The sequence below is a fragment of the Enterobacter sp. 302C9 genome (genome assembly GCF_034106085.1).
GTDB classification, from domain to species: Bacteria; Pseudomonadota; Gammaproteobacteria; order Enterobacterales; family Enterobacteriaceae; genus Enterobacter; species Enterobacter asburiae_B.
Window position 1 is genome coordinate 865,144 of sequence record NZ_JAWNBW010000001.1, and the last position, 26,315, is coordinate 891,458.

General features: G+C 52.7%; 33 protein-coding genes. 15 read left to right on the top strand and 18 right to left on the bottom strand.

Annotated elements, in window-relative coordinates:
- Positions 1–7: 7 nt before the first annotated feature.
- From hflD to rluE, 4 genes are read right to left on the bottom strand one after another with little or no spacing between them, the layout of a single operon-like run.
- Positions 8–637, bottom strand: a complete 630-nt coding sequence (hflD, locus tag UR289_RS04165; protein WP_032657965.1) for a high frequency lysogenization protein HflD — start codon at positions 635–637, stop codon at positions 8–10.
- Positions 638–663: 26 nt separating this feature from the next.
- Positions 664–1,776, bottom strand: coding sequence for a tRNA 2-thiouridine(34) synthase MnmA (gene mnmA, locus UR289_RS04170; RefSeq protein WP_032657963.1), 1,113 nt, complete (start codon positions 1,774–1,776; stop codon positions 664–666).
- Positions 1,777–1,816: 40 nt separating this feature from the next.
- Entirely contained in the window at positions 1,817–2,290 is a 474-nt protein-coding gene (locus tag UR289_RS04175) for an NUDIX hydrolase (RefSeq protein WP_033145233.1), read from the bottom strand.
- A 9-nt stretch (positions 2,291–2,299) separates the two neighbouring features.
- Positions 2,300–2,953 (bottom strand): 23S rRNA pseudouridine(2457) synthase RluE, encoded by a 654-nt coding sequence (gene rluE / locus UR289_RS04180; protein WP_023311239.1) that lies wholly within the window; start codon positions 2,951–2,953, stop codon positions 2,300–2,302.
- 117 nt (positions 2,954–3,070) lie between these two features.
- Between rluE and icd the strand changes: the two genes are divergently transcribed.
- From icd to UR289_RS04195, 3 genes are all read left to right on the top strand, one after another.
- The gene (icd, locus tag UR289_RS04185) at positions 3,071–4,321 is read left to right on the top strand and encodes an NADP-dependent isocitrate dehydrogenase (RefSeq protein WP_032657958.1); all 1,251 of its coding nucleotides are present in this window, start codon (positions 3,071–3,073) and stop codon (positions 4,319–4,321) included.
- A gap of 77 nt (positions 4,322–4,398) precedes the next feature.
- The gene (locus UR289_RS04190) at positions 4,399–4,746 is read left to right on the top strand and encodes a DUF1304 domain-containing protein (protein ID WP_023311240.1); all 348 of its coding nucleotides are present in this window, start codon (positions 4,399–4,401) and stop codon (positions 4,744–4,746) included.
- Positions 4,747–4,820: 74 nt separating this feature from the next.
- Complete coding sequence (locus UR289_RS04195; protein ID WP_320709190.1) at positions 4,821–5,066, top strand: YmjA family protein; 246 nt, start codon at positions 4,821–4,823, stop codon at positions 5,064–5,066.
- A gap of 290 nt (positions 5,067–5,356) precedes the next feature.
- On the opposite strand, the gene UR289_RS04200 is transcribed toward UR289_RS04195, so the two are convergent.
- Positions 5,357–6,856 (bottom strand): EAL domain-containing protein, encoded by a 1,500-nt coding sequence (locus UR289_RS04200; protein ID WP_320709191.1) that lies wholly within the window; start codon positions 6,854–6,856, stop codon positions 5,357–5,359.
- A gap of 205 nt (positions 6,857–7,061) precedes the next feature.
- Between UR289_RS04200 and UR289_RS04205 the strand changes: the two genes are divergently transcribed.
- From UR289_RS04205 to UR289_RS04215, 3 genes are all read left to right on the top strand, one after another.
- Positions 7,062–8,612: an EAL domain-containing protein gene (locus tag UR289_RS04205; RefSeq protein ID WP_320709362.1), complete on the top strand. Its 1,551-nt coding sequence runs from the start codon at positions 7,062–7,064 to the stop codon at positions 8,610–8,612.
- Positions 8,613–8,737: 125 nt separating this feature from the next.
- Complete coding sequence (locus UR289_RS04210; RefSeq protein WP_033146522.1) at positions 8,738–10,210, top strand: sensor domain-containing diguanylate cyclase; 1,473 nt, start codon at positions 8,738–8,740, stop codon at positions 10,208–10,210.
- A gap of 285 nt (positions 10,211–10,495) precedes the next feature.
- Entirely contained in the window at positions 10,496–10,744 is a 249-nt protein-coding gene (locus UR289_RS04215) for a GlsB/YeaQ/YmgE family stress response membrane protein (protein WP_006174788.1), read from the top strand.
- 130 nt (positions 10,745–10,874) lie between these two features.
- On the opposite strand, the gene UR289_RS04220 is transcribed toward UR289_RS04215, so the two are convergent.
- Positions 10,875–10,973 (bottom strand): YoaK family small membrane protein, encoded by a 99-nt coding sequence (locus UR289_RS04220; protein WP_029739841.1) that lies wholly within the window; start codon positions 10,971–10,973, stop codon positions 10,875–10,877.
- 45 nt (positions 10,974–11,018) lie between these two features.
- On the bottom strand, positions 11,019–12,047 hold the full coding sequence (locus UR289_RS04225; RefSeq protein WP_047061889.1) for a sensor domain-containing diguanylate cyclase: 1,029 nt from the start codon (positions 12,045–12,047) through the stop codon (positions 11,019–11,021).
- 309 nt (positions 12,048–12,356) lie between these two features.
- Between UR289_RS04225 and UR289_RS04230 the strand changes: the two genes are divergently transcribed.
- A complete protein-coding gene (locus tag UR289_RS04230) occupies positions 12,357–12,611 on the top strand; it encodes a DUF333 domain-containing protein (RefSeq protein ID WP_023311246.1) in 255 nt (84 codons plus the stop codon).
- A gap of 80 nt (positions 12,612–12,691) precedes the next feature.
- Entirely contained in the window at positions 12,692–12,997 is a 306-nt protein-coding gene (locus UR289_RS04235) for a periplasmic protein (protein ID WP_039262013.1), read from the top strand.
- On the opposite strand, the gene UR289_RS04240 is transcribed toward UR289_RS04235, so the two are convergent.
- A complete protein-coding gene (locus UR289_RS04240; RefSeq protein WP_143347217.1) occupies positions 12,998–13,342 on the bottom strand; it encodes a DUF488 domain-containing protein in 345 nt (114 codons plus the stop codon).
- 101 nt (positions 13,343–13,443) lie between these two features.
- Here UR289_RS04240 and UR289_RS04245 point away from each other — a divergent pair, with 101 nt between their 5' ends.
- Positions 13,444–14,151: a CTP synthase gene (locus tag UR289_RS04245; protein ID WP_033145239.1), complete on the top strand. Its 708-nt coding sequence runs from the start codon at positions 13,444–13,446 to the stop codon at positions 14,149–14,151.
- 32 nt (positions 14,152–14,183) lie between these two features.
- Here UR289_RS04245 and UR289_RS04250 read toward each other — a convergent pair whose 3' ends face one another.
- Positions 14,184–15,371 (bottom strand): CynX/NimT family MFS transporter, encoded by a 1,188-nt coding sequence (locus UR289_RS04250; protein WP_320709192.1) that lies wholly within the window; start codon positions 15,369–15,371, stop codon positions 14,184–14,186.
- A gap of 99 nt (positions 15,372–15,470) precedes the next feature.
- Between UR289_RS04250 and UR289_RS04255 the strand changes: the two genes are divergently transcribed.
- A complete protein-coding gene (locus UR289_RS04255; RefSeq protein WP_033145241.1) occupies positions 15,471–16,262 on the top strand; it encodes an AraC family transcriptional regulator in 792 nt (263 codons plus the stop codon).
- Here the strand turns inward: UR289_RS04255 and UR289_RS04260 are convergent.
- Entirely contained in the window at positions 16,246–16,692 is a 447-nt protein-coding gene (locus tag UR289_RS04260) for a DUF441 domain-containing protein (RefSeq protein ID WP_024908579.1), read from the bottom strand. The genes UR289_RS04255 and UR289_RS04260 overlap by 17 nt on opposite strands.
- A gap of 145 nt (positions 16,693–16,837) precedes the next feature.
- Between UR289_RS04260 and yoaI the strand changes: the two genes are divergently transcribed.
- Entirely contained in the window at positions 16,838–16,942 is a 105-nt protein-coding gene (gene yoaI / locus UR289_RS04265) for a small membrane protein YoaI (protein ID WP_087822389.1), read from the top strand.
- A 21-nt stretch (positions 16,943–16,963) separates the two neighbouring features.
- Here yoaI and UR289_RS04270 read toward each other — a convergent pair whose 3' ends face one another.
- The 3 genes from UR289_RS04270 to yeaG all read right to left on the bottom strand — a co-directional run bounded on the left by UR289_RS04270 (position 16,964) and on the right by yeaG (position 20,856).
- Entirely contained in the window at positions 16,964–17,464 is a 501-nt protein-coding gene (locus tag UR289_RS04270) for a YbaK/prolyl-tRNA synthetase associated domain-containing protein (RefSeq protein WP_320709193.1), read from the bottom strand.
- Between the two features lie 98 nt (positions 17,465–17,562).
- On the bottom strand, positions 17,563–18,846 hold the full coding sequence (locus UR289_RS04275; RefSeq protein WP_032651499.1) for a YeaH/YhbH family protein: 1,284 nt from the start codon (positions 18,844–18,846) through the stop codon (positions 17,563–17,565).
- A 75-nt stretch (positions 18,847–18,921) separates the two neighbouring features.
- Entirely contained in the window at positions 18,922–20,856 is a 1,935-nt protein-coding gene (gene yeaG / locus UR289_RS04280; RefSeq protein ID WP_008500713.1) for a protein kinase YeaG, read from the bottom strand.
- Positions 20,857–21,287: 431 nt separating this feature from the next.
- On the opposite strand from yeaG, the gene UR289_RS04285 reads away from it, so the two are divergent.
- Entirely contained in the window at positions 21,288–22,034 is a 747-nt protein-coding gene (locus tag UR289_RS04285; RefSeq protein ID WP_032657936.1) for a MipA/OmpV family protein, read from the top strand.
- 78 nt (positions 22,035–22,112) lie between these two features.
- On the opposite strand, the gene UR289_RS04290 is transcribed toward UR289_RS04285, so the two are convergent.
- From UR289_RS04290 to UR289_RS04310, 5 genes are all read right to left on the bottom strand, one after another.
- Positions 22,113–22,997, bottom strand: a complete 885-nt coding sequence (locus tag UR289_RS04290; protein ID WP_320709194.1) for a D-hexose-6-phosphate mutarotase — start codon at positions 22,995–22,997, stop codon at positions 22,113–22,115.
- 207 nt (positions 22,998–23,204) lie between these two features.
- The gene (locus tag UR289_RS04295; RefSeq protein ID WP_320709195.1) at positions 23,205–23,519 is read right to left on the bottom strand and encodes a hypothetical protein; all 315 of its coding nucleotides are present in this window, start codon (positions 23,517–23,519) and stop codon (positions 23,205–23,207) included.
- Positions 23,506–23,904: a hypothetical protein gene (locus UR289_RS04300; protein ID WP_240476415.1), complete on the bottom strand. Its 399-nt coding sequence runs from the start codon at positions 23,902–23,904 to the stop codon at positions 23,506–23,508. Before UR289_RS04300 ends, UR289_RS04295 begins: the two co-directional genes overlap by 14 nt.
- A complete protein-coding gene (locus UR289_RS04305) occupies positions 23,897–24,841 on the bottom strand; it encodes a tyrosine-type recombinase/integrase (protein WP_205626247.1) in 945 nt (314 codons plus the stop codon). Before UR289_RS04305 ends, UR289_RS04300 begins: the two co-directional genes overlap by 8 nt.
- Before the next feature lie 118 nt (positions 24,842–24,959).
- Positions 24,960–25,259: a helix-turn-helix domain-containing protein gene (locus UR289_RS04310; protein ID WP_032638449.1), complete on the bottom strand. Its 300-nt coding sequence runs from the start codon at positions 25,257–25,259 to the stop codon at positions 24,960–24,962.
- 120 nt (positions 25,260–25,379) lie between these two features.
- Here UR289_RS04310 and UR289_RS04315 point away from each other — a divergent pair, with 120 nt between their 5' ends.
- Genes UR289_RS04315 through UR289_RS04325 form a run of 3 tightly spaced genes read left to right on the top strand, consistent with a single transcriptional unit; the run spans position 25,380 to position 26,290 of the window.
- Positions 25,380–25,649, top strand: coding sequence for a DNA-binding protein (locus tag UR289_RS04315; RefSeq protein WP_072058752.1), 270 nt, complete (start codon positions 25,380–25,382; stop codon positions 25,647–25,649).
- Positions 25,650–25,662: 13 nt separating this feature from the next.
- Positions 25,663–25,884, top strand: a complete 222-nt coding sequence (locus UR289_RS04320; protein ID WP_047368320.1) for a phage filamentation protein Fil family protein — start codon at positions 25,663–25,665, stop codon at positions 25,882–25,884.
- Between the two features lie 22 nt (positions 25,885–25,906).
- Entirely contained in the window at positions 25,907–26,290 is a 384-nt protein-coding gene (locus UR289_RS04325) for a hypothetical protein (protein WP_205626248.1), read from the top strand.
- The last annotated feature ends 25 nt before the right edge of the window (positions 26,291–26,315 follow it).

Genomic DNA, 26,315 nt, shown 5'->3' on the forward strand with positions numbered 1-26,315 from the left:
CGGGAGGTTAACAATGAGCAAGAATTTGTTTTGCCTGAGTGGTCAGGCGATTACGAGAAAACATTAACTGCAGGCGGCCACCGCCCACCTGGTGCCACAGCACGGCGGCGCGGATACCTGCCAGCAGGGACGCGCGCACTTTTGCCTGTACCTGCGGACTTTGCAGCACGGCAGGGGATCCGGTGACCTGAATACGCGGCCCCAGCGGGCTGATGACGTCAACATAAATGCCGGCCATAGCGCTCAGCAGCGTTTCGGACTGCAGATCAAAATGGTCAAGTTGGCGCTGCAGCCCGGCAATACGATCGCCCAGGGTATTCATTGCGCCTTTTGCGGCGCTCAGCTTACGCTCCAGCACCATCAGGCTCAGCGTGTAGCGGGTCAGCTCCGCGTTTAATCCCTGACGGCTGCTGGCGTTAAGCACGCCGAGCAGGGTTTCAAGACCGAGACGAAGATTAGTTTCACTGCCGCCGAACACGCCCAGGGTCGAGCCGGGGTTGAGATCGATAACGCTGTTCAGTGAAACGTGCAGGGCATCTGCGTCGCAATGACCCTGATGCGCCAGCTGTTGCACCAGACGGGCTGACTGGCAAATTCCCGCCAGCGCCAGGGTGATGTCATAGTAGTTCTTCGCCACACGGTCTCCTTTATGTGTGAATCGTATTAAACAGCAGGCAGCGGCAGGCGCTGTTCAATGATCCCGCCGCCCAGACAGATTTCGCCGCTGTAGAAGACAGCAGACTGACCCGGGGTGACGGCCGCGACCGGCTCGTCGAAACGCACGTCAATGCGATCGTCATCGAGCGCGGTAATGGTGCAAGGAATATCGGTCTGACGGTAGCGTGTTTTCACCGTGCAGCGCAGGGTGCCTTTCAGCGGCTCACGATCGACCCAGTGAAGCTGCTGCGCGATAAGACCAACGGACATCAGACGCGGATGATCGTGACCCTGGGCAACAACCAGAATATTGTTTTCGACGTCTTTGTCGACAACATACCATGGATCTTCGCTACCTTCTTTGGTCCCGCCAATACCCAGGCCTTTACGCTGACCGAGCGTGTGGTACATCAGCCCCTGATGCTGGCCAATCTCTTCCCCGTCGACGGTGACAATTTTACCCGGCTGAGCAGGCAGGTAACGTCCGAGGAAATCGCGGAATTTGCGCTCGCCGATGAAGCAAATGCCGGTAGAGTCTTTTTTCTTCGCGGTGATGAGGTCCAGCTCTTCGGCGATTTTACGCACCTGCGGCTTTTCCAGCTCGCCGACCGGGAACAGGCTCTGGGCGATTTGCTCGTGGCTCAGCGTATAGAGGAAATAGCTTTGATCTTTGTTGCCGTCCAGACCGCGCAGCAGCTGGCTTTTGCCATTCACGTCTGCGCGACGCACGTAGTGACCGGTCGCGATGTAGTCAGCGCCCAGATCTTCCGCGGCGAATTCCAGGAAGGCCTTAAATTTGATCTCTTTGTTGCACAGAATATCCGGGTTCGGCGTGCGGCCCGCTTTGTACTCTTCCAGGAACAGTTCAAAAACGTTGTCCCAGTATTCTGCGGCAAAGTTAACGGTGTGCAGTTCAATGCCGAGCTTATCGCATACGGCCTGCGCGTCGGCGAGATCCGCTGCGGCGGTGCAGTATTCCTCGCCATCATCTTCCTCCCAGTTCTTCATGAACAGGCCCTCCACCTTATAGCCCTGTTGCTGTAACAGGTAGGCGGAAACGGAGGAATCGACACCGCCGGACATGCCGACGATCACTTTTTTCTGGCTGTTATCTGACATGGAATACTCACGACATTGAACTTCAAGGCGGCGTATTCTATCACGCCCCCCCACCATTGACACCCTCTGTAAACGGCCAGTTAAATGCGCCGATGACATCCAGCGGTAAGCGGCCAGCAGACTGCCAGCAGCGAATGCTTTCCGCAACCAGCGGCGAGCGCAGGTTTGGCGCGTTCAGGATCTCGTCGGCGGTGACCCAGAGACAGCGATCGATATCGTCATCCTGCGGCTCTGTGGCGCACGTTTCGCTAAGCTCAACGGCGAATAAAAAGCGCAGAAACGGGGTGTGATCCGGCGCGATCCACTGGTGCATACGGATGAAGTGCTGGGGCTCAGCGTGAATGCCGGTCTCTTCCCACAGCTCGCGTTTTGCTGCCTGCAGCAGGGTTTCATTGGCTTCAAGGTGTCCGGCAGGCTGGTTCCACAGCGCTTTGCCGTTAATGCTCTCTTCGACAACAAGGAATTTACCCCTGGCGTGGACCACGCAGGCAACCGTGACATGAGGTTTAAACATAGTGACTCCTTAAGGGGTGACGTCGCGCCATTCGCCGTTTGCCAGCGTTTCCAGGGTGTAGCTGCCCATGGCGTAGCGAATCAGACGCAGGGTTGGGAAGCCGACGTGTGCGGTCATGCGGCGAACCTGGCGGTTGCGGCCTTCATAAAGGGTGATTTTGAGCCAGCTTGTCGGGATGGATTTACGTTCGCGAATCGGCGGGTTGCGCGGCCACAGCCACTCCGGCTCATTCACGCGTTCAATACCTGCGGGCAGGGTTGGGCCGTCGTTCAACGTCACGCCGCTGCGTAGCGCTGCCAGCGTCGCGTCATCCGGCTCGCCTTCCACCTGGACGAAGTAAATTTTGCCGGTGCGTTTGCCCGGCTGCGTGAGCTTCGCCTGCAACGCGCCGTCGTTGGTTAAGACCAGAAGGCCTTCGCTGTCGCGGTCCAGGCGCCCGGCCGCGTAGACGCCCTGAACGGGAATGTAGTCCTTCAGCGTGCTGCGCCCGGCTTCATCGGTAAACTGCGGCAAAACATCGTAGGGTTTATTGAACAAAATAACCCGCTTCGGCTGGGTTTCCTGCGGTCTTCTGGCGGCTTGTCGCGAGCTGAATCGCTCAACCCGGTGTTTTGTAAAAGAAGTTTTCTTCATGGTATTTTCAGGCGTTATCAATTGCCGCATTATAGCCTAATAACGAAGACCTTTCATGGCGCAGGACAATCAGGTACTATCGAAGGGCTCATTACAATTTATTAACATAAGATCAGTAACAACCAGAAGCGCTCGAAGGAGAGGTTAATGGAAAGCAAAGTAGTTGTTCCGGCGGAAGGTAAAAAGATCACCCTGCAAAACGGCAAGATTAACGTTCCTCACAATCCGATTATCCCGTTCATCGAAGGTGACGGTATCGGTGTAGACGTTACCCCGGCGATGCTGAAAGTGGTTGATGCCGCTGTTGAGAAAGCCTACAAAGGCGAGCGTAAAATTTCCTGGATGGAAATTTACACCGGTGAGAAATCTACTCAAGTTTATGGCCAGGACGTCTGGCTGCCAGCAGAAACGCTGGACCTGATCCGCGACTACCGCGTTGCTATTAAAGGCCCACTGACGACGCCAGTTGGCGGCGGTATCCGTTCCCTGAACGTGGCACTGCGTCAGGAGCTGGACCTGTACGTGTGTCTGCGTCCGGTTCGTTACTATCAGGGCACCCCAAGCCCGGTTAAGCACCCTGAACTGACCGATATGGTTATCTTCCGCGAAAACTCAGAAGACATCTACGCGGGTATCGAATGGAAAGCGGACTCTGCTGACGCAGAAAAAGTGATTAAATTCCTGCGCGAAGAGATGGGCGTGAAGAAGATTCGCTTCCCTGAGCATTGCGGTATCGGCATCAAGCCATGCTCTGAAGACGGTACTAAACGTCTCGTGCGTGCGGCCATCGAATACGCGATCACCAACGACCGTGACTCTGTGACTCTGGTTCACAAAGGCAACATCATGAAGTTCACCGAAGGCGCGTTCAAAGACTGGGGCTACCAGTTGGCGAAAGAAGAGTTCGGCGGTGAGCTGATCGACGGTGGCCCATGGCAGAAGATTAAGAACCCGAACACCGGCAAAGAGATCATCATTAAAGATGTGATCGCCGATGCGTTCCTGCAGCAGATCCTGCTGCGTCCTGCAGAATACGACGTAATTGCCTGTATGAACCTGAACGGTGACTACATCTCTGACGCCCTGGCTGCTCAGGTTGGCGGTATCGGTATCGCCCCTGGCGCGAACATCGGTGACGAGTGCGCCCTGTTCGAAGCGACCCACGGTACTGCACCTAAATATGCAGGCCAGGACAAAGTGAACCCAGGCTCTATCATCCTGTCCGCAGAGATGATGCTGCGTCATATGGAATGGTTCGAAGCCGCAGACCTGATCGTTAAAGGTATGGAAGGCGCGATCAACGCGAAAACCGTAACCTATGACTTCGAACGTCTGATGGAAGGCGCTAAGCTGCTGAAATGCTCAGAGTTTGGCGACGCGATTATCGCAAACATGTAATCCAGATTCTGGGTTAAACAAGAGCGGGGGCCTGAGGGTTCCCGTTTTTTTTGCCTCTGCCTGCGGGAGACAACACGATGTTAGCCACCGTCCTTATCGCTGTCGTTGCATTCATCCATCTTTACATACTTGTGCTGGAAATGTTCCTGTGGAATACCAAAACAGGGCATAAGGCCTTTAATCTGCGTCCTGATTTTGCGCGCGAGACCCGCGTGCTGGCCGCGAATCAGGGGCTGTATAACGGTTTTCTGGCGGCCGGTCTGCTCTGGAGCCTCTGGCTCGGGGAAAAGGGGATTCAGGTGGCCATCTTCTTCCTTACCTGCGTGCTGATCGCCGGACTCTTTGGCGCAGCCACCGCCAGCCGAAAAATTTTGTATGTACAGGCCGCGCCTGCTCTCGCAGCGCTGCTTGCGTTACTCATCTGAAGCAATGCTTTGGTTGAGATTAGGCGTCCGATATACTGATGGCTTTACCCGTAAAAATTAGCGACGAGACAGTTATGAACAACGATATCCCACTGAAATATTATGACATTGCCGATGAGTACGCGACGGAAGCCGCTGATCCGGTCGCTGAGTCAGAGCGTGACGCGCTGGCACATTATTTCCAGCTGCTGCTCACCCGTTTATCGAATAATGAGGAGATTAGCGAGGAAGCCCAGCAGGAGATGGCCACTGAGGCCGCGATCCGTGCGGGTCGCGTTGATGATATTGCGAACTTCCTCAATCAGTGGGGAAATGAATAGTCTGCTTCAAAAACCGTTATGCTGATGCTTTGCGATACAGCTCAGCATCACGCTATCGGACCACATGCATTTTTTCCGCAGAATATGCGAAGCGGGGGCGTCGATAAACAGCGCGAAAATAACGGTCAGACAAAAGAGTACCACTGGGAATAGTAAGGATAATTTCACGTTTTTAACCAAAATATGAGTGTGCTTCAGGGTAATCTACCGTCTGAATGTGACGACTATATGTTTTTGCGTAAAAAATAGAAATGCCCGACTGGAAAAAAACGGACGCGCAAGGCTTCGGGTTACGGTGCGACCCCGGTGAGTCGCTTCGCCAGCTCGCTCCGGGTGAGTGCTTTTGAAAAATACCATCCCTGAATCAGCGCATCGGGATATCTGCTTGCAATAAAGCGATATTGAATTTCATTTTCCACGCCCTCGAAAACAAGCGTTTTATTCAATCTTGCAAGGGCATCGCAGAAGATTGCAAAGATGTTTTGCTTATAATGCTCGCTGATGCCGTCCACCAGCGACTTATCAATTTTGATTTCATCATATTCAAGCAGCGACAGGCGGGCGAGATTGGAGTTTTGCACGCCAAAATCATCTATTGATATTTTAACGCCGAGCGATTTCAGCTCCTGACAGAATCCCTCGAGGATATCTGCCGTGGAAACGGCTTTCTCAGAAAGTTCGACCTTCATCAGGGAAAGGGGAAGGTGATTGGCAAAACACGCACGACGCAAAATGGTAATGAACTGTCCATCTTCAATTTCCTTGTGCCCAACGTTTATTGAGACTATCAGCTGGTGTTTTATCGCCAGAGGGGCAATTTCGGAAAGGGATTTTTCGATAATATTACTGTAATATTTTTTATACAAACCGATCTTCTTAATTAATGGGATAAACAGCTCCGGAGAGACGTCCCCGTGCTTTTGGTCACGCCATCTCGACAGAACTTCTACACCCACGATTTTTTGATCGTGAATACGAATAATGGGCTGATAGTTAACGCTTATGGTATTCGTGAGGACGGCTTTTATCAGCGTACGTTCCAGAGAAAAACGGTCTTCATAGATACGGAAGATAAATAACGTTATCGCAATCCAGATAAAACAGAGAATGACCGCGAGAAGCGCAAAGATAAACGGAGGTAACGAGGCGAGCCCGGCGTCGTGATGCTGCACGATGACGCACAGGTCCCAGAAGGCGCTGCACTGTGTCAGGGTCAGGGTAAACAATGTCGAATGCAGCCAGCTCTGCTGATTTAGCTCCGTGGCGGCCGAAAAAAAGATTCTGCCGAAGTCTTTGGTGGTAGCACTGAGCGAATAGCTTGCGGTGACCGGGGTGAATTTATCGTAAGCATAGCGGGAGGTGAAGATAATAATATTATTATAAATTGCCGCATTGCCCGTGAAAAAGTCTTTTCTCGAAAACTGGGCCAGGAGAAAGCCCCTCGGCGTTTTATGCAGTTCTGCAGGAAGTGCAACGGGCGTCGCGAGTTTCCCCCAAAAAGCGGTACAGACTATTTTTCCCTTCTCAATAAAGCCTATATCGGCAAAATAAAGATTATTAAGCTTAATTTGTCTGTAGCGATCGAGGCTGGTTTTATCACATCCCTGCGTCGTGATGCTTTTGAGACCCAGCGCCACGCTTTGGGACACGTCTTCTGAATAATGTAAAAGGGTATGGGATATTTCACGCTGTTTACTCTTCTGCTGACCGATGATTACAGCATTGACCGCATAAAGAGACAGGAAGACCAGAAGCGTCGAAACGATAGCAATGGCAATGAGCTTTTTCATTTTCCAGATATCCAGTCCGCTCCCTGATTTCACAAATCTTAACACAGCTAGGGCAAGGAACAAGCCTGATAGTCACGTCATGTGAGTAAATGCCGGCAGGTGAACTCATACGAAAGTATCAGTTTTTTAAGACAATTCTCAGCTAAGCTATTTTCATTGTTATATGCAATACCGGGATAGCACAGGCTCTTCTACCAGAACATCCATGCTTGTTTTTTCTATTAAGGAAAACATCGTGCGCAACGTGATGATCCCTATTCTTAGCGCTCTGTTTCTTTTTCTGAGCGGCATTTTGATTATTAACTGGCAGCTATGGCAGATGGCGAAGCTGAGTAATAGTCATACCGCCACGGCGAGCACCCAAAAAATAGAAAACATTCTGGCTGAAGCAGTCAGTGCGGCCAGCACGGCAAAGCGCATTGCGGCTCAAGGGTGTACCAGTAGCGGACAGCTGGCGCTGGGGACAGAGGCAGCGCTAAAACCGCATCTGCGCGCCATCATGATCGAGTTGCAGGGTAAAATCATCTGTACTTCCCTTCCCGGGAATGGCGTGTTGATTATTCATCCTGAGACGTTACCTGCCGAAAAATTGATGCTGTTACCCGGCAATCGACTGGTGAACGGCATTCCGGTGCTTATCTTCCAGATGCCCATCGCGGGAGGGCGCGTCATTGTCAGCATCAGTGACGCGCATTTGCAGGACGTCATTGCAAGCGCATCGAACAGCGTGGATCTGGGACTGGTTGTCGGCGAAAGCATGCTTGTTCGCAACGGCGATGTGAGGGGCTGGAAAGCGGCCTCCTGGACGGGGGCGCTTATGGCATCAACGCAATTTCCCTTTAGCCTTGCCTGGCAACCTCCTGCCTTTTTCAGCCTGACGCGGCTTTTGCAACAGGGATGGAGCCTGATACTGCTTATTCTCGCGCTATCGGTGGCGGTGGGTATTTTGATCCGCCGATACAAGGGGAAAAGTACCTCATTTGAAGACGATTTGCGTAAAGCGATTTTGCAGGGGGAGATCGAGCCTTATTACCAGCCGATCGTGAACGGCGATACCGGCGGGCTGTACGGCGTTGAGGTCCTGGCAAGATGGAAGCATCCAAAGTCAGGCTTTATCCCGCCGGATGTCTTTATTCCTATTGCTGAACGTAGCGGGTTGATTATTCCGCTGACCAAAGGATTGATGGCGAAAGTGGTGACCCAGCTTAAGCCGCTTTTGCCTAAGCTACCGGACGGGTTTCATATTGGGGTGAACATCAGCGCCAGGCATATTAATGCGCCTTCATTTATCGGTGACTGTCGCGTTTTCGGGAAGGGGTTTCAGGGTAAAGAGGTCAAACTGGTTCTCGAGGTGACCGAGCGTGAACCGCTGGTCGATAATCCTCACCTCGTGGAGAACCTTAACATGCTGCATAACGCCGGCTTTGTTATTGCCCTGGATGATTTTGGTACGGGTTATTCCGGGCTGTCATGCCTTAATGCGCTTGCCATTGATTATATTAAAATTGATAAAAGCTTTGTGAACCGGGTTTCAGAGGAAAAGGACTCAACTATCTTGCTGGACTGCGTCATTGACCTGGCGAAAAAACTCTCATTGCGCATTGTCGCTGAAGGCGTAGAAACAAAAGAGCAACTGGAGTATCTCAACCGTAATGAGATAACCCTGTTACAGGGATATTATTTTGGTAAGCCCGTCTCCTATATCGATTTTATTAAGGTCATTTTATCTAAACCCAGGGAGACCGTTAGTTTGTAAAACGAAATAAAGACGAGCTTCTGTTGTATGCTTAAGTGCAATTCATTTTCCTCTTATCCCCAGCTTTGTTACAGTGACAAGAGTTGTCAGCCAGGGATGTCAGGCGTGATAAGGTGGAAAAGCTCGTGCATGTGAAAAATACTTTTTACACAACAACCATTACCGTCATCATTGTCTCATTGATCATCTCGCTGTCGCTTGCCGTCCAAATTGCCACGTCCAGACAGCAGTCAATTCAGCAAATTAATACCAGCGTTGCTAACCTGAGCCATACCCTTGATGTCTACACCGAGGGGATCATGCGCCAAAGCGAAATGTTAATTACTACCGTTTCCGACATAATCGAAATTTATGGCATGACGCCGCAACAGGCGACCAATATTCAGCGGATGATAAATAATCAGGATAATCTTCTTACCCAGATTAATAATGTGGTTGTTTACGACGCTCAGGGCGATATCTTTACCGCGTTGCACGAAACTTTTACAGGCCCACGCAAAGGATCGGACAGGTCATTTTTTATCTATCACAAGGAAAATAAAAATCAGCAGATTTTTATTGGTGAGCCCGTGGTCAGCAGAACCAATGGCAAATGGGTCATTACCATTAGTCGTCGCCTTGAAACCCACACCGGGGCATTTAACGGTGTCGTGGTGGTGACGCTGGGTATCGAGAATTTTCTCGCGCTTTACGGGCAGATTAATATTGGTCACCTGGGCGTCATTGGCTTAACGACACAATCCGGCGTGCTGCTGGTCCGTCACCCCTTTAAAAATACCTACGTCGGCACGATTTTTTCTGATTCACCCCTCTTCAGGAAATACCTAAAGGTACAAAATACCGGGATAGCCAGTTCCGTTTCGCGGTTTGATAAAATCGAACGCATTTACGCCTATGAGAAAAACCGACGCTACGGGCTGGTGACCACCGTGGCCGTCAGCATTGATGAAGCCCTCGCACCGTGGCGCAAGCAGGCCATTCAGCTGGCGCTGCTCATTTTCGTTTTCACTGCGATACTTATCGTCGCGTCATACTTCCTGTATTCCGACTTATCCAGAAAAACCAGAGATAATAAGGCGCTGAAGATTATCGCTTCCGAGGATGCGTTGACCGGGCTGTATAACCGTCGCATTTTTGATGAAAGAATCCTCTCGGAAATCGCGACTTGTGCCGCGCATGACGCAGCAATTTCGATACTGATTGTGGACGTGGACTACTTCAAAAAATACAACGATAACTACGGCCATCCGGAAGGGGACCGGTGTCTGACGCTGCTGGGAAACAGTCTCAGGGAGAGCCTTACCCGTGATAATCAGATTGTGGCGCGCTACGGCGGAGAGGAGTTTGCGCTGATATTGCCTGATACGGATATTCAGGAGGCGCTTCGACTGGCGCAGACGATTATTCGCAACGTGTTCTCCCTGCAAATCACGCATGATTTTAGCCCCTTCGGACGGGTGACGGTAAGCGTCGGGATTTCCACCGCGCGTGCGGTCGACATCGCGGGCAGCCAGCAGAATATCATTATTGCCGCTGACCAGGCGCTCTACCAGGCAAAACGCGCAGGACGTAACCGGTACGCGTTTGTTGGGGTATGAACAGAAAAAAAAGCCCACTCAGGAGTGGGCAAGAAATACTGGAAGCAATGTGAGCAATGTCGTACTGAATACCTGAGTGTTACGCTCAACTATTCAGTGTTGAGAAAGATAATCTTTCTCAACAAAAGATGCAACCCCACAGTTTATGCGGTAGGCTCTTTTTGTTGATGAATAATTGCGCACTCTCTCATTGTGATGCCTATCACAAATTTCCTTTCTGAAATCCTGTGCTATTCTTTTTTGTGTCGTTGATTTAATGACAAAAACCATACAGAGAGGAAAGTTATGGGAATTTTATCCTGGATTATCTTTGGGCTTATTGCGGGTATTCTGGCGAAGTGGATCATGCCGGGCAAAGATGGCGGTGGGTTTATCGTCACCGTAATACTGGGTATTATCGGCGCGGTAGTCGGCGGCTGGATCAGTACGCTGTTCGGTTTTGGCAAAGTCGATGGCTTTAACTTCGGCAGTTTCGCTGTCGCGGTGATTGGTGCGCTGGTTGTTCTGTTTATCTACAGAAAAATCAAAAGCTAAGGCTTACAAGCGTTAAAAAAGGCTGCCAGATGGCGGCCTTTTTACGTAGTGGCGTTTACCACCAGCCAAGCTGCGTGCCGGCAAATGCCGCGATGGCAACGATCAGCATAACGAGGGTCGTTTTTCTCATTTATGCCCCAGGCGCCGCGTAACCACCGACAAAAAACCATGCTAAAAAAATCACCGCCGTTATAAAAATAACGACCGGGAAGAGGATCCCTATTCTCATATCATCACCTGTTTCGGTTTTTGTAACGCCGTAGAGTGTACGGGGTTAATCGATAGTGAGAAAGCGTGTTTTGCTTTTTCCTTTCTTATCCTGATACATCGCGACATCTGCGTCGCGTAATGCGCTGTCCGGATCGGTTATCTGAGGGTCCACTTCGATAACGCCGACGCTGGCTCCGGGGTAAATGAGGTTGACGCTACCCAGCCAGTATTCACCGGCAATACAGGCGCTGAGACGCGTTTTGAGCAGCGTGACCTGCGCGTTATCTCCTTCGCTGTGGGATGTGCTCAACGACGCCACCAGAAACTCATCGCCGCCCAGCCGGCCAATGATATCGTCCTGCTGTTTTTCTTCCGTCAGACGCTTGCCCACTTCAATCAGGAACTGGTCGCCAGCCTCGTGGCCGTAGCGATCGTTAATCAGCTTGAAATCATCCAGATCGATGAACGCGATGACGGTGTTACGTTTAAGGTGACGCGCCAGGGAAAACAGCGTGGTCAGATCTTCAAAAATGGCGCGACGGTTGGGTAAACCGGTAAGGGCATCCGTGTAAGAGTGCGCGATGAGGGCCGCGTTGGCTTCGCGAAGCTGGGTTACCAGCGACTCTTTCTGAATGGACTGGGCAATCAGCCCGGCGAATAACTTCAGGACCTGTTCACCGCGCTCGCTAAGCGGCTTTCTGGCGGTGCTGGTGGCACAAAGCGTTCCGTAGAGTGAACCATCCGCAAGATGGACAGGAATACTCATGTAGGTCGTAATGCCGAGCGCTTTCGCCGCCTCGCACTCCGGCCAGCGTTCGGGAACGTCGTTGCTGAATACGGTGTCGCTATCCAGCGCGCGCTTGCACAGTGTTTCATCCCACGGGACGCTCAGCCCCTCAGGAATTGTCATCTGCTTGCTGTTGCGGGCGTAGAGGATATGCTGCAGTCGGGCTTCGATATCTACCTTGGTGAGGTAAGTCGACTCCATGTCAGTCACAATCTCCAGCATCTCCAGCAGCTGGCGAACGAGACCTTCAAGGGATTGTTCAGTGGCGAGGGTTTCTGAAACACGGGCAAGGATAATATCCGACATGACGTAGAATGACTCCCAGGCAGAAGACGTCTGCATCTGCATGTTATGCTGAGTTTTTAGACTTCAGGCATAGTAAAACATGAATATAAAAAATTTAATATATGCAGGGAGGGGGCAGCAGCAGAGAAAAAAGGCCCCGTTGTTGAGACCGGGGCAAAGACATCTTGATTACGGAATGATGTTCTCTGGTCATATCGAGAACATGCCACACTATAGTGTTGAAAAGTGCAGTTAAAATGGAGAAATCATGGAGAAAGGGGTGATGACCCGTTAACCTTAGATTGTCATGATGTCACAAGGATCAATGAGATGAGATTTCTGCTTCTGGCGCTGGCGCTTCCCCTGGCTGCCTGCACCGCGAAAACAACTCCACCCGATGCCCCGAAACCGCCTCATGCTATCGGTATGGCGAACCCGGCCTCCGTGTACTGCCTGGAGAAAGGTGGGGAACAGATCCCGGTTCAAAGCCCGCAGGGCGTTCGCACGGAGTGCAAACTACCGGGGGGCGAAGTGATTGATGAATGGACGCTCTACCGTCGCGATCGTCCGCAACCCACCAGGTGACAGACGTATATTGCCTGCGATACACTTCTCTTTAGGATTATTCTTAGCCATTTCCTGGCTACCGTTACCGTGAGAGAAGTATGTTTCAGCTTAAACCGGGCAGCATGGCGATGATCATCGGTGCCCGCACGGCGTCAGGCCGTCGCAATATTGGTAAATCTGTTGAGCTGTTTGGCCTGTGTCAGCCCGGCCTGCGTTTCGTTAACCCGGTCAACGGCGTGATGACGCAATTACCCGCTACCGCCGATCGCGCCCTTTGGCTGGTGACTGGCGATGTTTACGCCTTTGACAATCAGCACGGCTTTGCCTTTGTCCGCGCCGAACATCTGATGCCGCTCACTCCCGATGAAGCGCCGCAAATCCTCGATGAGCTGGCGATCGGCTGATCAGAGATGGCGCAGCCAGTCGGCTAATACCAGGGCGTGATTTTGCTTCGTGTCTTTGGCAGCGTAGAGCAGGGTGACGGTCTGCCTGTTCGCCAGCGTCGCCAGACGCATTCCCTCGTCAGCATGCTGCGCCAGCTCTTCCCGATAGGCTTTACTGAAGGCGGCGAAATCAATGGTTTCGCTATGAAAGGCCTTGCGTAATTCATTCGAGGGCGTGAGCGTTTTACACCATTCATCATACGCGAGGTCCGTCTTTTTAACCCCGCGCGGCCACAGTTTGTCCACCAGCACCCGATAGCCGTCGTCCGGGCCAGCCTGCTCGTATACACGTTTGCATTGAATCATAATTCCACCCTCCCAATTTAAGGTATTGTGATAATTGCAGAAGATCGGTAGTCTGAGGTTCCTTATGTTATCTGATAATACTCTGGCATAAGGAACCTTTCATGGAACACCTCCCGGTTAAAACGACGCTGCGCATTGCGCTGGTTGGCGATTACAATCCCAGTGTTATTGCGCATCAGGCGATCCCGCTGGCGATTGACGACGCCGCCGCAGTCCTTGACCTCACCGCCGATTACGACTGGCTTGCCACCACGGAGCTGACAAGCCCTGAAGATCTGGTGGGCTACGATGCCATCTGGCTGGTGCCTGCCAGCCCCTATAAAAACACCGAGGCCGCCTTTATCGCCGCGCGCTACGCGCGTGAAAACGGCGTACCGTTCCTGGGCACCTGCGGTGGATTCCAGCACGCGCTGATTGAGTATGCCCGCAATGTGTTGGGCTGGGCCGATGCGGCACATGCCGAGACGGATACAGAAGGCACCATGGTGATTGCGCCGCTGACCTGCTCGCTGGTGGAAAAAACCGATGCCATTGAGCTGCGCAAAAATACGCTGATCGCGAAAGCGTACGGCAAGCCGGAAATTGAAGAGGGCTATCACTGTAACTATGGCGTGTCGCCGGCGTTTGCACAGGCGCTGGAAAGCGGTGATATGCATGTTACGGGCTGGGACGAACAGGGGGAAATTCGCGCCGCAGAACTGGTTACGCACCCGTTCTTCGTGATCACCTTATTCCAGCATGAGCGTGCAGCGCTGGAAGGCCGTCCGGTCGTGCTGGTGCAGGCGATGCTGCGCGCGGCTCGCGGGTAGGAAAAGGCAGACCCGATGGTCTGCCACAGTCTTTAACGGGGCGAGATCTCGCGGTCTCGCCCGGCAAGCACGCCGCAGAGTGCCATTATCACGGCGGCCAGAGCGCAGCCCAGAAGCGGGATTTGCCAATTTCCCGCGCTATCGTGAATTTTCCCCATAAGCGGAGGGCCGCAGGCGGCGAGCAGATAGCCAATCGACTGCGCCATGCCGGACAGCGCCGCAGCCTGGTGCGCGGAGCTGGCGCGCAGACCGATGAACGTCAGGCCGAGGATCATCGTTGCTCCAGAGCCAAAGCCAAACACCAGCGTCCACATCACCGCCATGTCAGGCATAAACCATAGCCCCGCCGCGCTTACCGCGCACATCAGCGCCACCGCGGCGGCGATCCCCCGCTGGTCTTTCAGACGGTGGAGGATCAGCGGAACGGCAAGCCCCGGCACGGCCGTGGCCAGCTGCAACAGCCCGTGCACCGAGCCGGCCTGCGCTTCGCTGTAGCCGTGGCTGAGCAATATCGCCGGCAGCCAGCCGATGATGACGTAGTAAATCAGCGAGTTAATCCCCAAAAAGAGCGTTACCTGCCAGGCGAGGGCCGAGCGCCAGATGGCGCGATTATGCAGCGCGCCAGCGCCCGTTACCGTCGCAACGTGTTTCTGACGCCACTGCGGCAGCCAGAGCAGCAGCGCGACCAGCGGAAACGCCATCAGCATCAGCAGCGCGCCATGCCAGCCTGCGCTACCCTGCGCCAGGGGAACAATCATCGCTGAGCCAAACGCCGCCGAGACGCCCATCGTCAGGGAATAGGCCCCGGTGAGTCGGGCTACCTGGCCCGGGAAGTCACGCTTAATTAATCCGGGTAATAGCACGTTCCCGAGCGCAATTCCGCAGCCAATGACCGCGGTTCCGATGAAAAGCAGCGCGGCGGAGGGCAGCGAGCGAACCGCAATTCCGGCGCAAATCAGCAGCAGGGCGACAAACAGGCTGCGCTCCATGCCGATACGTCGGGCAACGCCTGCGGCGAGCGGCGAGACAAGGGCGAAAGCCAGCAGGGGCAGGGTGGTCAGCAGACCGGTTTGCGCCGTGCTTAAGCCATAATCAAGACGAATAGTGTCGAGCAGCGGGGCTGCGCCGGTAAAGGTGACGCGAAGCGTAGTGGCAATCATCAGGATGCCTGCAATCAACAGCGCGCCGTGTTTTCCTGAGGTGCGAATAGCAATAGTCATTATGTTCTCATACGTTCAAGCGAGCGCACACAATACCGATTTTCCCGGCGGTTTAAATCAGGCTAAAATGACAGTTTATCGCTAAAATCGGACAAAATGATGATTGGTCTGGGACTGGACGGCTATGATCCCGATAGCCAGCACGACGCGGCCGTCGCATTTCGCATCCGCGTGGTGGCGGAGGAACAGTATATTCCCCGGCATCATCACCGTAAGGGGCAGCTGATTCTGGCCCTCGGCGGCGCGATCACCTGCGAAGTGGAAAATGCCATGCTGATGGTTCCGCCCCAGTACGCCGTCTGGATCCCCGGCCAGATGCCGCACAGCAACAGGGCCACCCCGGGCGCGCAGCTCTGCTTTTTGTTCATTGAACCGGGGGCGGCAAGCTTGCCCGACCGCTGCTGCACCCTGAAAATTTCCCCTCTGGTGCGGGAGCTGATTTTATCCCTGGCGGAAAAATCGCGTGAACAACTCTCTCTTGCGGCCACGTCGCGCCTGGTGGACGTTCTGTTTGACGAGCTGCCGCTCCAGCGTCAGGAGCATCTGCAGCTGCCCGTCTCGCCCCATCCTAAAATTCGGCTGATGAGCGAGAAAATGGCGGAAGAGCCCGCCGCCTGGCAGACGCTGACGCAGTGGGCGAGCCACTTTGCCATGAGCGAACGCAACCTGGCGCGGCTGGTAGTGAAAGAGACCGGTTTAAGCTTTCGCCGCTGGCGTCACCAGCTGCAGCTGATCGTGGCGTTACAGCATTTGATCGGTGGGAAATCGGTACAGCAGGTGGCACAGACACTCGGCTACGACTCTACCACCGCGTTTATCACCATGTTCAGAAAGGGACTGGGCCAGACGCCGGCGCGTTATATGGCCAGCCTGACTACGACTTCCCAATAAACAGAGAGACAAGGCCTGCCGCAATCAGCGGCCCCACCGGAACGCCGCGAAAGAGCGCCACGCCCAGCACGGTGCCCACCAGCAGACCCGCCACCAGCGAGGGCTGGCTGCTCATCAGCGTAACGCCGCGCCCGCCCAGCCACGAAACAAAAATCCCCACCGCGATCGCCACCAGCGATTTCCAGTTTACAAACGAGTGCAGCAGGGTTGAAGCGGGAAGCGTGCCGCTGGCGATGGGCGCCATTACTCCGATGGTTAAAATGATGATCCCGATGGTGAGGCCCTGTTTTTCTATCCACGGGAAGAAGGTATTTAACGGGGTCACGCGAACAATAATCAGCACCAGAATCGAGATGGCGACGGTGGTGTTATGGCTGACAAAGCCGAGCGCGGCGAGTGCCAGAAGAATGAGCAGAGTAGGGTCAAACATAGGGAATCCTTGCCAAAATAATCAACTTGCTTACTGTACGCGCAAACGCGTCGGAGGACAGTTTTAAAAAGATTATATTGCTGTCATAACCTTGTCATTTACGCGGATTAAAACGAAGGCAGATATCGCAAAAGGGGTCGCCATCATGAACGATCACATGTTTGTTGAAACGCTGATTATCTCCTCATCGTTTTTCGCTATTGCCATTATTCTCGTCGCCTCCGTGCTGTTTCTGGAAAGAAAAGGCTGACAGGGGCGTCAGCCATCGCGGTTACGCTTTGTGGAAGGTCACCAGCTCAGGACGGGCGATGCGCAGGTAATCCTTGGTATCCATAATCACGGATTTCTCCAGTAAACCGGCGTTAAAGGCGATTTCGTCAAAGCGCTCGAACAGCAGCGGGTCGGCCACCAGTGCCAAATCAGGATGGAAGCTAAAGGGCGGGATCGCGCCGAAAACGCAGGCGGTCAGGGTATCGACCTCAGCCGGGCTGGCGAGGGAGGCCTTCAGCCCGCCAAAATGGCTGGCAAGCTGGCTCAGGTCGGCCTGCAGATCGGCGGCGAGGATCGCCAGAACGTGTTTTTTTACGCCGTTTCCCTTCACCTTGCAGACCAGGGCTTTTGCGCCTTGCCGCAGATCGGTTCCGCGAATTTCACTTACCGCTTCGCATTTCCCGACCGCCTCGTGCTCCATGACGCGAAACCGCGCGCCCTGCTCGGTGAGTAAGGTAATCAGCTGCTGGTGGGTTCCTGCCCCAATAACGTCGTCAGTCATAACGATTTCCCGGTGATAATCCATTTTGCAGGGTTCTACATTAGCACGGGATGAACGGGGTCGAAAGAAAACAGCCAGCGGGTTCGCTGGCTGTTGGGTTATGCGTTGCTGGTAGCAGATTGCTTGTGGAACAGCTCCCTGAACACCGGATAAATATCATCCTGGTCACGGATATGCTGCATGGCAAAATTATCGAACATTGCTTGCAGATGTTCATACTCCCGCCACAGGGTCTGGTGCGCGCGACGGGTAATTTCGATATAGCTGTAGTAACGCACCACCGGCAGAATTTTCTTCGCCAGAATCTCGTGGCACAGCGGTGAATCATCGGCCCAGTTGTCGCCATCGGACGCCTGCGCGGCATAAATGTTCCACTGCGCCGGGTCGTAACGCTCTTTGACCACTTCATCCATCAGCTTCAGAGCGCTTGATACGATGGTCCCGCCGGTCTCCTGCGAGTAGAAGAACTCATGTTCATCCACCTCTTTCGCCTGAGTGTGGTGACGAATATAAACCACCTCCACGTTCTTATAGGTTCTGCTCAGGAACAGGTAGAGCAGAATATAAAAACGCTTCGCCATATCCTTCGTGGCCTGGTCCATCGAGCCGGAAACGTCCATCAGACAGAACATTACCGCCTGGCTGGAGGGCTCAGGGCGTTTTTCGTAATTCTTGTAGCGCAGGTCGAAGGTGTCGATAAACGGTACCCGTTCGATCTTCGCTCTTAGTTCCGCAATCTCTTTACGCAGGCGCTCCTCTTCCAGCAGTTGCGCCGGTTCCGTGTTTTCGACGACCTTCAGGCTGCTCTCCAGCTCGCGCAGTTCGCGCCGTTTGCCCGCCGTCATGGCCGTTCGTCGCGCCAGCGAATTCTGCAACGAACGCACGACGCTGATATTGGCGGGCACGCCGTTGGCGGTATAGCCCGCGCGATGGGTTTTATATTCATTAAGCTGACGATGCTGATTCTTTTTCAGATTCGGCAGCGCCAGGTCTTCAAACAGCAGGTCGAGATATTCGTCTTTCGAAATCTGGAAGACAAATTCGTCCTGACCTTCACCGTCCTGGCTGGCCTGTCCCTGACCGCTTCCTGAACCACCGCCGCCGCCCTGAGGACGCTCAATTCTGTCGTTCTGAACGAAGTGGTCATTACCTGGGTGTACGCGATGGCGCAGGCCGCCTCGCCCCTGATGAAACATCGGTTCGCTGATGTCATCGGTGGGGATGGAGACAGACTCGCCGCTGTCGACGTCGGTCACCGAGCGTTTGTTGATGGCCTCGGAGATAGACTGTTTAATTTGCGCTTTATAACGACGCAAGAAGCGCTGGCGGTTCACCGTGCTCTTGTTTTTGCCGTTAAGACGCCGGTCAATAAACCAGGTCATATACCCCCCGTACTGCATTTGCCAACTTGCATTTTGTAGGCCCGGTCAGCGCTAACCGCCACCGGGCACTTGTTTTTAAGACGATTTACGCACGCGCAGATACCATTCGCAGAGCAGGCGGACCTGCTTGCGGGTGTAGCCTTTTTCCATCATACGGTCGACAAAGTCGTCGTGCTTTTTCTGCTCATCGGTTGAGGTTTTGGCGTTAAACGAGATCACCGGCAGCAGCTCTTCGGTATTGGAGAACATTTTCTTCTCAATGACCGTGCGCAGTTTCTCGTAGCTGGTCCAGTTCGGATTGCGCCCGTTGTTATGCGCTCTGGCGCGCAGGACAAAGTTCACAATCTCGTTACGGAAGTCTTTCGGGTTGCTGATCCCGGCAGGCTTCTCGATTTTTTCCAGCTCCGCGTTCAGGGATTCACGGTCAAACAGCTGGCCGGTATCCGGGTCGCGGTACTCCTGATCCTGGATCCAGAAGTCAGCATAGGTGACATAACGGTCGAAAATGTTCTGCCCGTATTCTGAATAGGATTCCAGGTAGGCCGTCTGGATCTCTTTGCCAATGAACTCGGCGTATTTCGGGATCAGGTAACCTTTGAGGAACTCAAGGTAGCGTTCAGCCTGCTCCTGCGGGAACTGCTCGCGTTCGATTTGCTGCTCCAGCACGTAGAACAGATGAACCGGGTTGGCCGCCACTTCCGCATGGTCGAAGTTAAAGACGCGGGAGAGGATCTTAAACGCGAAACGCGTGGACAGACCGTTCATCCCCTCATCGACCCCGGCATAGTCGCGGTATTCCTGATACGACTTCGCTTTCGGGTCTGTATCTTTCAGGCTTTCACCGTCATAGACGCGCATTTTCGAATAGATGCTGGAGTTTTCCGGCTCTTTCAGACGCGAAAGGATGGAGAAGCGCGACAGTGTTTCCAGCGTTCCCGGTGCGCAAGGAGCGTGCACCAGCTCGCTGTGGTTAAGCAGTTTCTCGTAAATTTTGATCTCTTCGGAGATCCGCAGGCAATAAGGCACCTTGACGATGTACACGCGGTCAAGGAAGGCCTCATTGTTTTTGTTATTACGGAAGGTCACCCATTCAGATTCGTTCGAGTGGGCGAGAATAATCCCGTTGAACGGCAGGGCGGAGATACCTTCCGTCCCGTTGTAGTTGCCTTCCTGGGTAGCCGTCAGCAGAGGATGCAGCACTTTAATCGGTGCTTTAAACATCTCGACGAATTCCATAATCCCCTGGTTCGCACGGCACAGCGCGCCTGAGTAACCGTAGGCATCCGGATCGTTTTGCGCGAAGTTTTCCAGCTTACGGATATCGACTTTACCCACCAGCGCCGAGATATCCTGGTTGTTCTCATCACCCGGTTCTGTTTTGGCGATGGCGATTTGCTCAAGGATAGACGGCCAGACCTTCACCACGCGGAATTTGGTGATGTCGCCACCAAACTCGTGCAGGCGTTTTGCCGCCCACGGCGACATGATGGTGCCGAGGTAGCGACGCGGGATGCCATACTCTTTATCCAGAATTTGCGCGTCTTCCTGCGGATTGAACAGGCACAGCGGATGGTCGTTTACCGGGCTGCGTTCACCGTTGGCGCTCAGCACATAGATAGGGACGCGCTGCATCAGCGACTTCAGACGTTCAGCCAGCGATGATTTACCGCCACCCACCGGGCCGAGTAAATAGAGGATCTGTTTCTTCTCTTCCAGACCCTGAGCGGCATGCTTCAGATAGGAGACAATCTGTTCAATGGCATCTTCCATACCATAGAACTCTTCAAACGCCGGGTATCGGGCGACCACCCGATTCGAAAAGAGACGGGAAAGCCGAGGCTCCAGGGCAGTGTCAACCATGTTTGGCTCACCAATAGCCATCAATAGCCGTTCTGCCGCATTGGCATAGGCACTGCGATCTTGCCGACAGATGGTAAGAAACTCCTGCAGTGTGAACTCTTCGTCCTTGGCAGCTTCATAGCGCTGGCGATAGTGATCGAATATATTCATGGCATGCCGTCCTTTCGTTTTTTAGCACAGGATAAGAGCCGTTCGTATGAGTAGTGGAGGCTCCCGGAAGAGAATCTCTCGCACCTCACTGCCAGAGCAGCAACCTGTGTGCCAGGTCAGACGCTAAGAACCGCAGGGTGTTCAGGAAAACTCTTCTTAAATTAAAGCGTAGATGGCATTTGCAAAACTTGCATGCCCAGAAAATCTACTTTCAATGACATATCAATAACTCATCCAAAAATTTCCACTGTCGTTATAAGACAAATGCACGTTTTTCATTCAGTGGTCATATAAATGAAAGCGTGTTGTCATCTGAAAAGTTAAAAATAACGGGTTAATCAGACTGATTAGCAGGCAAAAAATTTTGGGATGTACGGGAATGGCGGTTACACTTCATCCGCTGATTATTTGACTACAGGAAAGAATGGATTGTGACCAAACTCAAACTTCTGGCATTAGGCATCCTTGCCGCGACCGCAGTGAATACCGCGCAGGCGGAAAGTCAGTGGACGGTTGGCGCGGGTGTTGGCGTCATTAACAGCCCGTATAAACAGTATGACCGTGATGTTTATCCTGTTCCCGTTATCACCTATGAAGGCGACAACGTCTGGTTCCGCGGGCTCGGCGGCGGCTACTATCTCTGGAACGATAAGGCCGATAAGCTTTCCATCATGGCCTACTACGATCCAACGCACTTCAAGCCGGGTGACAGCGACAGCCATGCGCTTCGCCAGCTCGACAAGCGTAAAAGCACCATGATGGCCGGGCTCTCGTATGTACATAACACCGAGTATGGCTTCCTGCGTACGGCACTGGCGGGTGACACGCTGGATAACAGCAACGGCTTTATCTGGGATCTGGCGTGGTTGTACCGCTACACCAACGGTGGGCTCACCCTGACGCCGGGTATCGGTGTGCAGTACAACAGCGAGAACTACAACGACTACTACTACGGCGTCTCTAAAAACGAGTCCCGCCGCAGTGGTCTGAAAAGCTACAGTGCAGATGACGGCTGGGATCCTTACCTGGAGCTGACCGCGAGCTACAACTTCCTCGGTGACTGGAGCGTGTACGGTACCGGCCGCTATGAGCGTCTGAGCGATGAAGTGAAGGATAGCCCGATGGTCGATAAGTCCTGGGCAGGCATCTTCTCTGTGGGTGTGAGCTACAAGTTCTGATTGTGCATTAATTTAGTGTAATTTATGCATCAAAACGGGGCGCTTGCGCCCCGTTTGCTTTAGCGTGGTGCAGGGAGTTTATCGCTTAACAATGCGAATCGTCTGCCCTAAACGAGACGGTTTTTCCTCACTCGCTTTTTGCGGGTTGCTCACGCAAGCGGTTTCCACGCAGACAAACGTTTTGTAGCCATCATCCGCCATGTCGGCCATGCTGACGGACAGCGCAGGGCCCGGGTTCCAGCCCACCACGTCGCTGTGATGATGATGGACCACTTCAATGCCGCGGTTCAGGGCGCCGTCGTGGATCACGCTGCACGCTTCCGGGTGCAGGTAAACGCGGTCGGTACGGTCAGGGAATGCCTGAACGCCGTCGCTCAGTTTGCCTTCTTTCGCGTTATCCACTTTGTCGATATAGGTATCGCCCAGGCCGCTCACCTTCACGGCGCTGATATCACCCACGTTGAAATAGGTGTGCAGGGCAGAGGTGGTTTCGAACTCGCCGTGAGCTTCCAGTTCGATTTCACAGGTTTTACCCAGCTTGAAGCGGGCATAAAGGGTGAAATCGTGCGGCCAGAGGGCGCGGGTTTCATCATTAGCCTGCAGCTCAAAGGTCAGCACTGCGCCGTTGTCATCTTCGTTATGCGCTTTCAGCGTCCACTGCTGGTTGCGGGCAAAACCGTGAGACGGCAAACCCGGCTGTGCGGACGGGCCGAACCACGGCCAGCAGATCGGTACGCCACCGCGGATTGCGGCCCCTTTTTTGAAGGAGGTCGCATCGCTCAGCCATAGGCCTTCTGCTTCGCCTTCCGGTTTCCAGGAGAGCAGGTGGGCGCCGTTGAGCGCTACGGAGGCTTTAACGCGTGGGTGGTCAACGACGATGACATCAGCACCGTCAATCTGACGGCGGGAGAGCACAGGGGTAAGTTGTTCGACTACCGGAAGTGCAAAAATTTTATTAGTCATTAAGCAATCCTCTGTCTAAAAACAATAAAAAAGGCGACCGAAGTGGCCTCTTTTAATCTAGTGAATTCAGTAAGTTACTGTTTTATCAGTAATGTGGTTACAACATTCTACACCATAAAACCACACCAAACAGCAGTGATTGGGGCAATTTGTGGGCACGCAGATACGAAAAAGCCCCGCATTGCGGGGCTATTCTTATACTGTGATTTACATCCATCCAAAACCACGGGCCATGATACCGGCCAGACCTAGCGCGACGGCGATCAGGGCGCCGAAGGTGATTCGGAAGTCAGTACGCATATCTGTTCGAATATCTTTGATATCACTGCGCACATCTTTAATATCGCCTTTAATGTCCTGAATATCTCGTTTGATATATGAGATATCTGACTCAATGCGAGCTACGCGACCGTCCATAGAGGCATCGGAACTTGAAGCGTCACTTCTGCGCATACCCACTTGTCTAATACCTCCATACGAGAAGCCAATCTGTGATGATATGATATCACTATAGTTGCCCATCTTCAGCCTCTCCCTCATTAGCTTCAGATTGCAGCCATTGCAAAACAGGAGTCACAGCATGCATCGTGATGTAACCGCAGTTTTCGCAGAAGGATTTATAATAATAGTTCTGATCGCTGTCTCCGGGGTGGTCGGGAGCAAGTCTAAAAAAAGTGACAAAATGAATCCCGTCTTTTCCTTTTAGCAATGCCCCAAGGTTGGTTTTACCTGACGTTGCGGTAACCTGTAGACCTTTTTTACCACAACCCTGACAAATATCAGTTACTCCTTTTTCATCTAGAAAACGGAAGAAATCTTGAGGTGTGACGGATTCTAAAAGGTTTCTAAAAACTTTAGCTTTTTCATTTTTATCGTTCTCTTGTGCTTCATCCATCTGATCAATCATTGTGGAACTCCTTACTTAATGGATTGAACCGTACTGCTTCCAATAGGAAATCGGGCGCCAGATGCGCATAAACCATTGTTTGCTGTATTTTGGCGTGGCCCAAAATCTTTTGCAGAACAAGGATATTTCCGCCGTTCATCACAAAGTGAGACGCGAATGTGTGACGTAGTGCGTGCACTGCCTGGCCTTTCGGCAGGTCGGGCGCGACTTTCTTAAGCGCTTCTCTCACAATGTCATAATCAACGTTAGAAAAAATGTAACCACGCCCCCGCGCCTTAAGTGCTTTCTCAAGTTTTTCACTTATCGGCACCGTGCGATCTTTGCCGTTTTTTGTATCGGTATACGTAACGCGGCCATGGGCAATACGTGTGCTCATGAGACCTTTAACTTCCCCCCAGCGCGCACCAGTTGAAAGTGAAAGCTCCGCCGCCAGTTGTTCATCTTCGGGAAGTTCAGCGAGTAGGGCGCTGATTTCGGCCCGAGTTAAAAATCCCATTTCGGCAGTGGCGATTTTTAACTTCTTAGTACCGGAGAATGGATTTTCTCCGTGGTAGTTTCCGGTCTCGATGAGAGTGGTAAACACTGCTGAGATTGCTGTGATATCGCGATTGATTGTGTTTGCTGTAACACCCGCCTCGAATCGTTTAGCCCGGTAGTTGGCAATCATTTTTTTGTTAATTTTATCTGCACGCGGATAGCCAAGCCGTTTATCAATCGCTTTAACTTTGTTGTGGGTATTTGTAGCAGATTTCATCATCTGGCCTTTAATCTGATACCAGAGGTCAATCAACTCGGAAAGCTGGCGTTTATCCGCTGGCCGTTCCTGCCACTCTTTATTGTGAAAAGACGCAACCGCCCAGCGCTCATACTGCTGAGCTTCGGATTTGGTTGTAAATCGTTTTCTAATCCGCTTCCCATCCCGACCCTGAGGACGCACGTCTACTAGATACCTGCCGTCAGGCAATTTAGAGACTGTCATTCGGCATCCTCCCAAAAGTTCACTTTGTAGGCGCAAATCCCGCCAGCTGACCAATTTTCCTTAATTTTCAATGCGACTAACCAGCCTTGTGGCCTTTTGGGTGGTCGGATGTGTTCTCTTGCCCATTAGGGGAGAGAGCCGGACAGATCTGTCCGGCAGATTCATTAGCTACGCCGGTCATTAGCCACAAGGTGTATTTACTAAAGTCTTTAGTCTCGATTACTCGATCAATAACGGTTATACCTGCGCCGGAACGACCAGACTCATAATTCTTTATAACTCCGATATTTATGCCTGTTAACTCTGCAAATCCTGCTTGGCTGTAACCTTCAGCCTCACGTATTTCTTTGAGCCTTTTTCCACGATCGCTTGACATGGTAGTGTTTTCACTCCTAATATTGCGCTCATTGGTAGTGAAAACACTTCCAACTAGCAATGGAAAACGGCTAACTGCAACAAACTACAGCAGAAAGCCCCAAAAGGTGAGAATAACACTATGCCTAAGAAGCTGAAAACCTCAGTGAATGCTGGGTCATTAAACAACCAATTACCTTCTGATTATCCATTCGGTAACCGTGTCTCCGAATCGCTTGCAGAATATGCAAAACGTATGGGGGTTTCAGTCGGTGCAATACGTACAAGAGCGGATCGGGGATTAATTCCGATTCTCCAGACTGCACCTGGCAAAAAGCGTGAAGTTAACCTTTATGCGCTTTATATGAACGCCCGTTACAAAGCCGAGCGTTACACTGAAATGATGAACTGAGGCAAAGACAATTATGGATATGATTCAATGCCCTTCATTTGCCAGCCTATTAACTAAAAGCCAGCAGATAACACACCGCGCCCACACCCGGGGCTGGATCGAAACCCCGGACGGGCGCTTCTTCCAGCCAAAGGCAACCGACGTGCAGTTCATCAAACAGTCACGTTTGCCGTTTATGTCTCGCCCGCGCAATAAGCGCCGCTGGTTCGCCCGCCTGATGGGCATCTTCGCTTAGTTCTGGTGAGGTGGATATGTTCATGGATAAAACAGGACAGCAACCGGGCCGCCGCAGTTTTCTGGAACAACGCGCCCGACTGCAAGCCAGTTTGAACGCCAACCGCGTGAACGATACGGCAACCCGCTTTAATCGCCTGGATGAAACTCGCAAGAAAGTGGTTTTCATCCTGGCGAATGATGCGGCCAGCCGCGTGGCCGGTTTACCACAACTGACCCGCCGCCACCTGAATTTATCTTTTGCTGATCTGACCGAAGCGGAACAAACCTGCCTGATGATGGGGATTAAGCGCCTTTCAGAGTTCGCCGCGTCAATGCCGTGGGAATTTGAGGACTACGCCGCGCCTCGCGCTGAAATGCAGGCTTTACGTGACAAGCCGCCAGAGCCAGACAAACCAACCAATTAACAAATAACTGACCACAAAAAAGAAA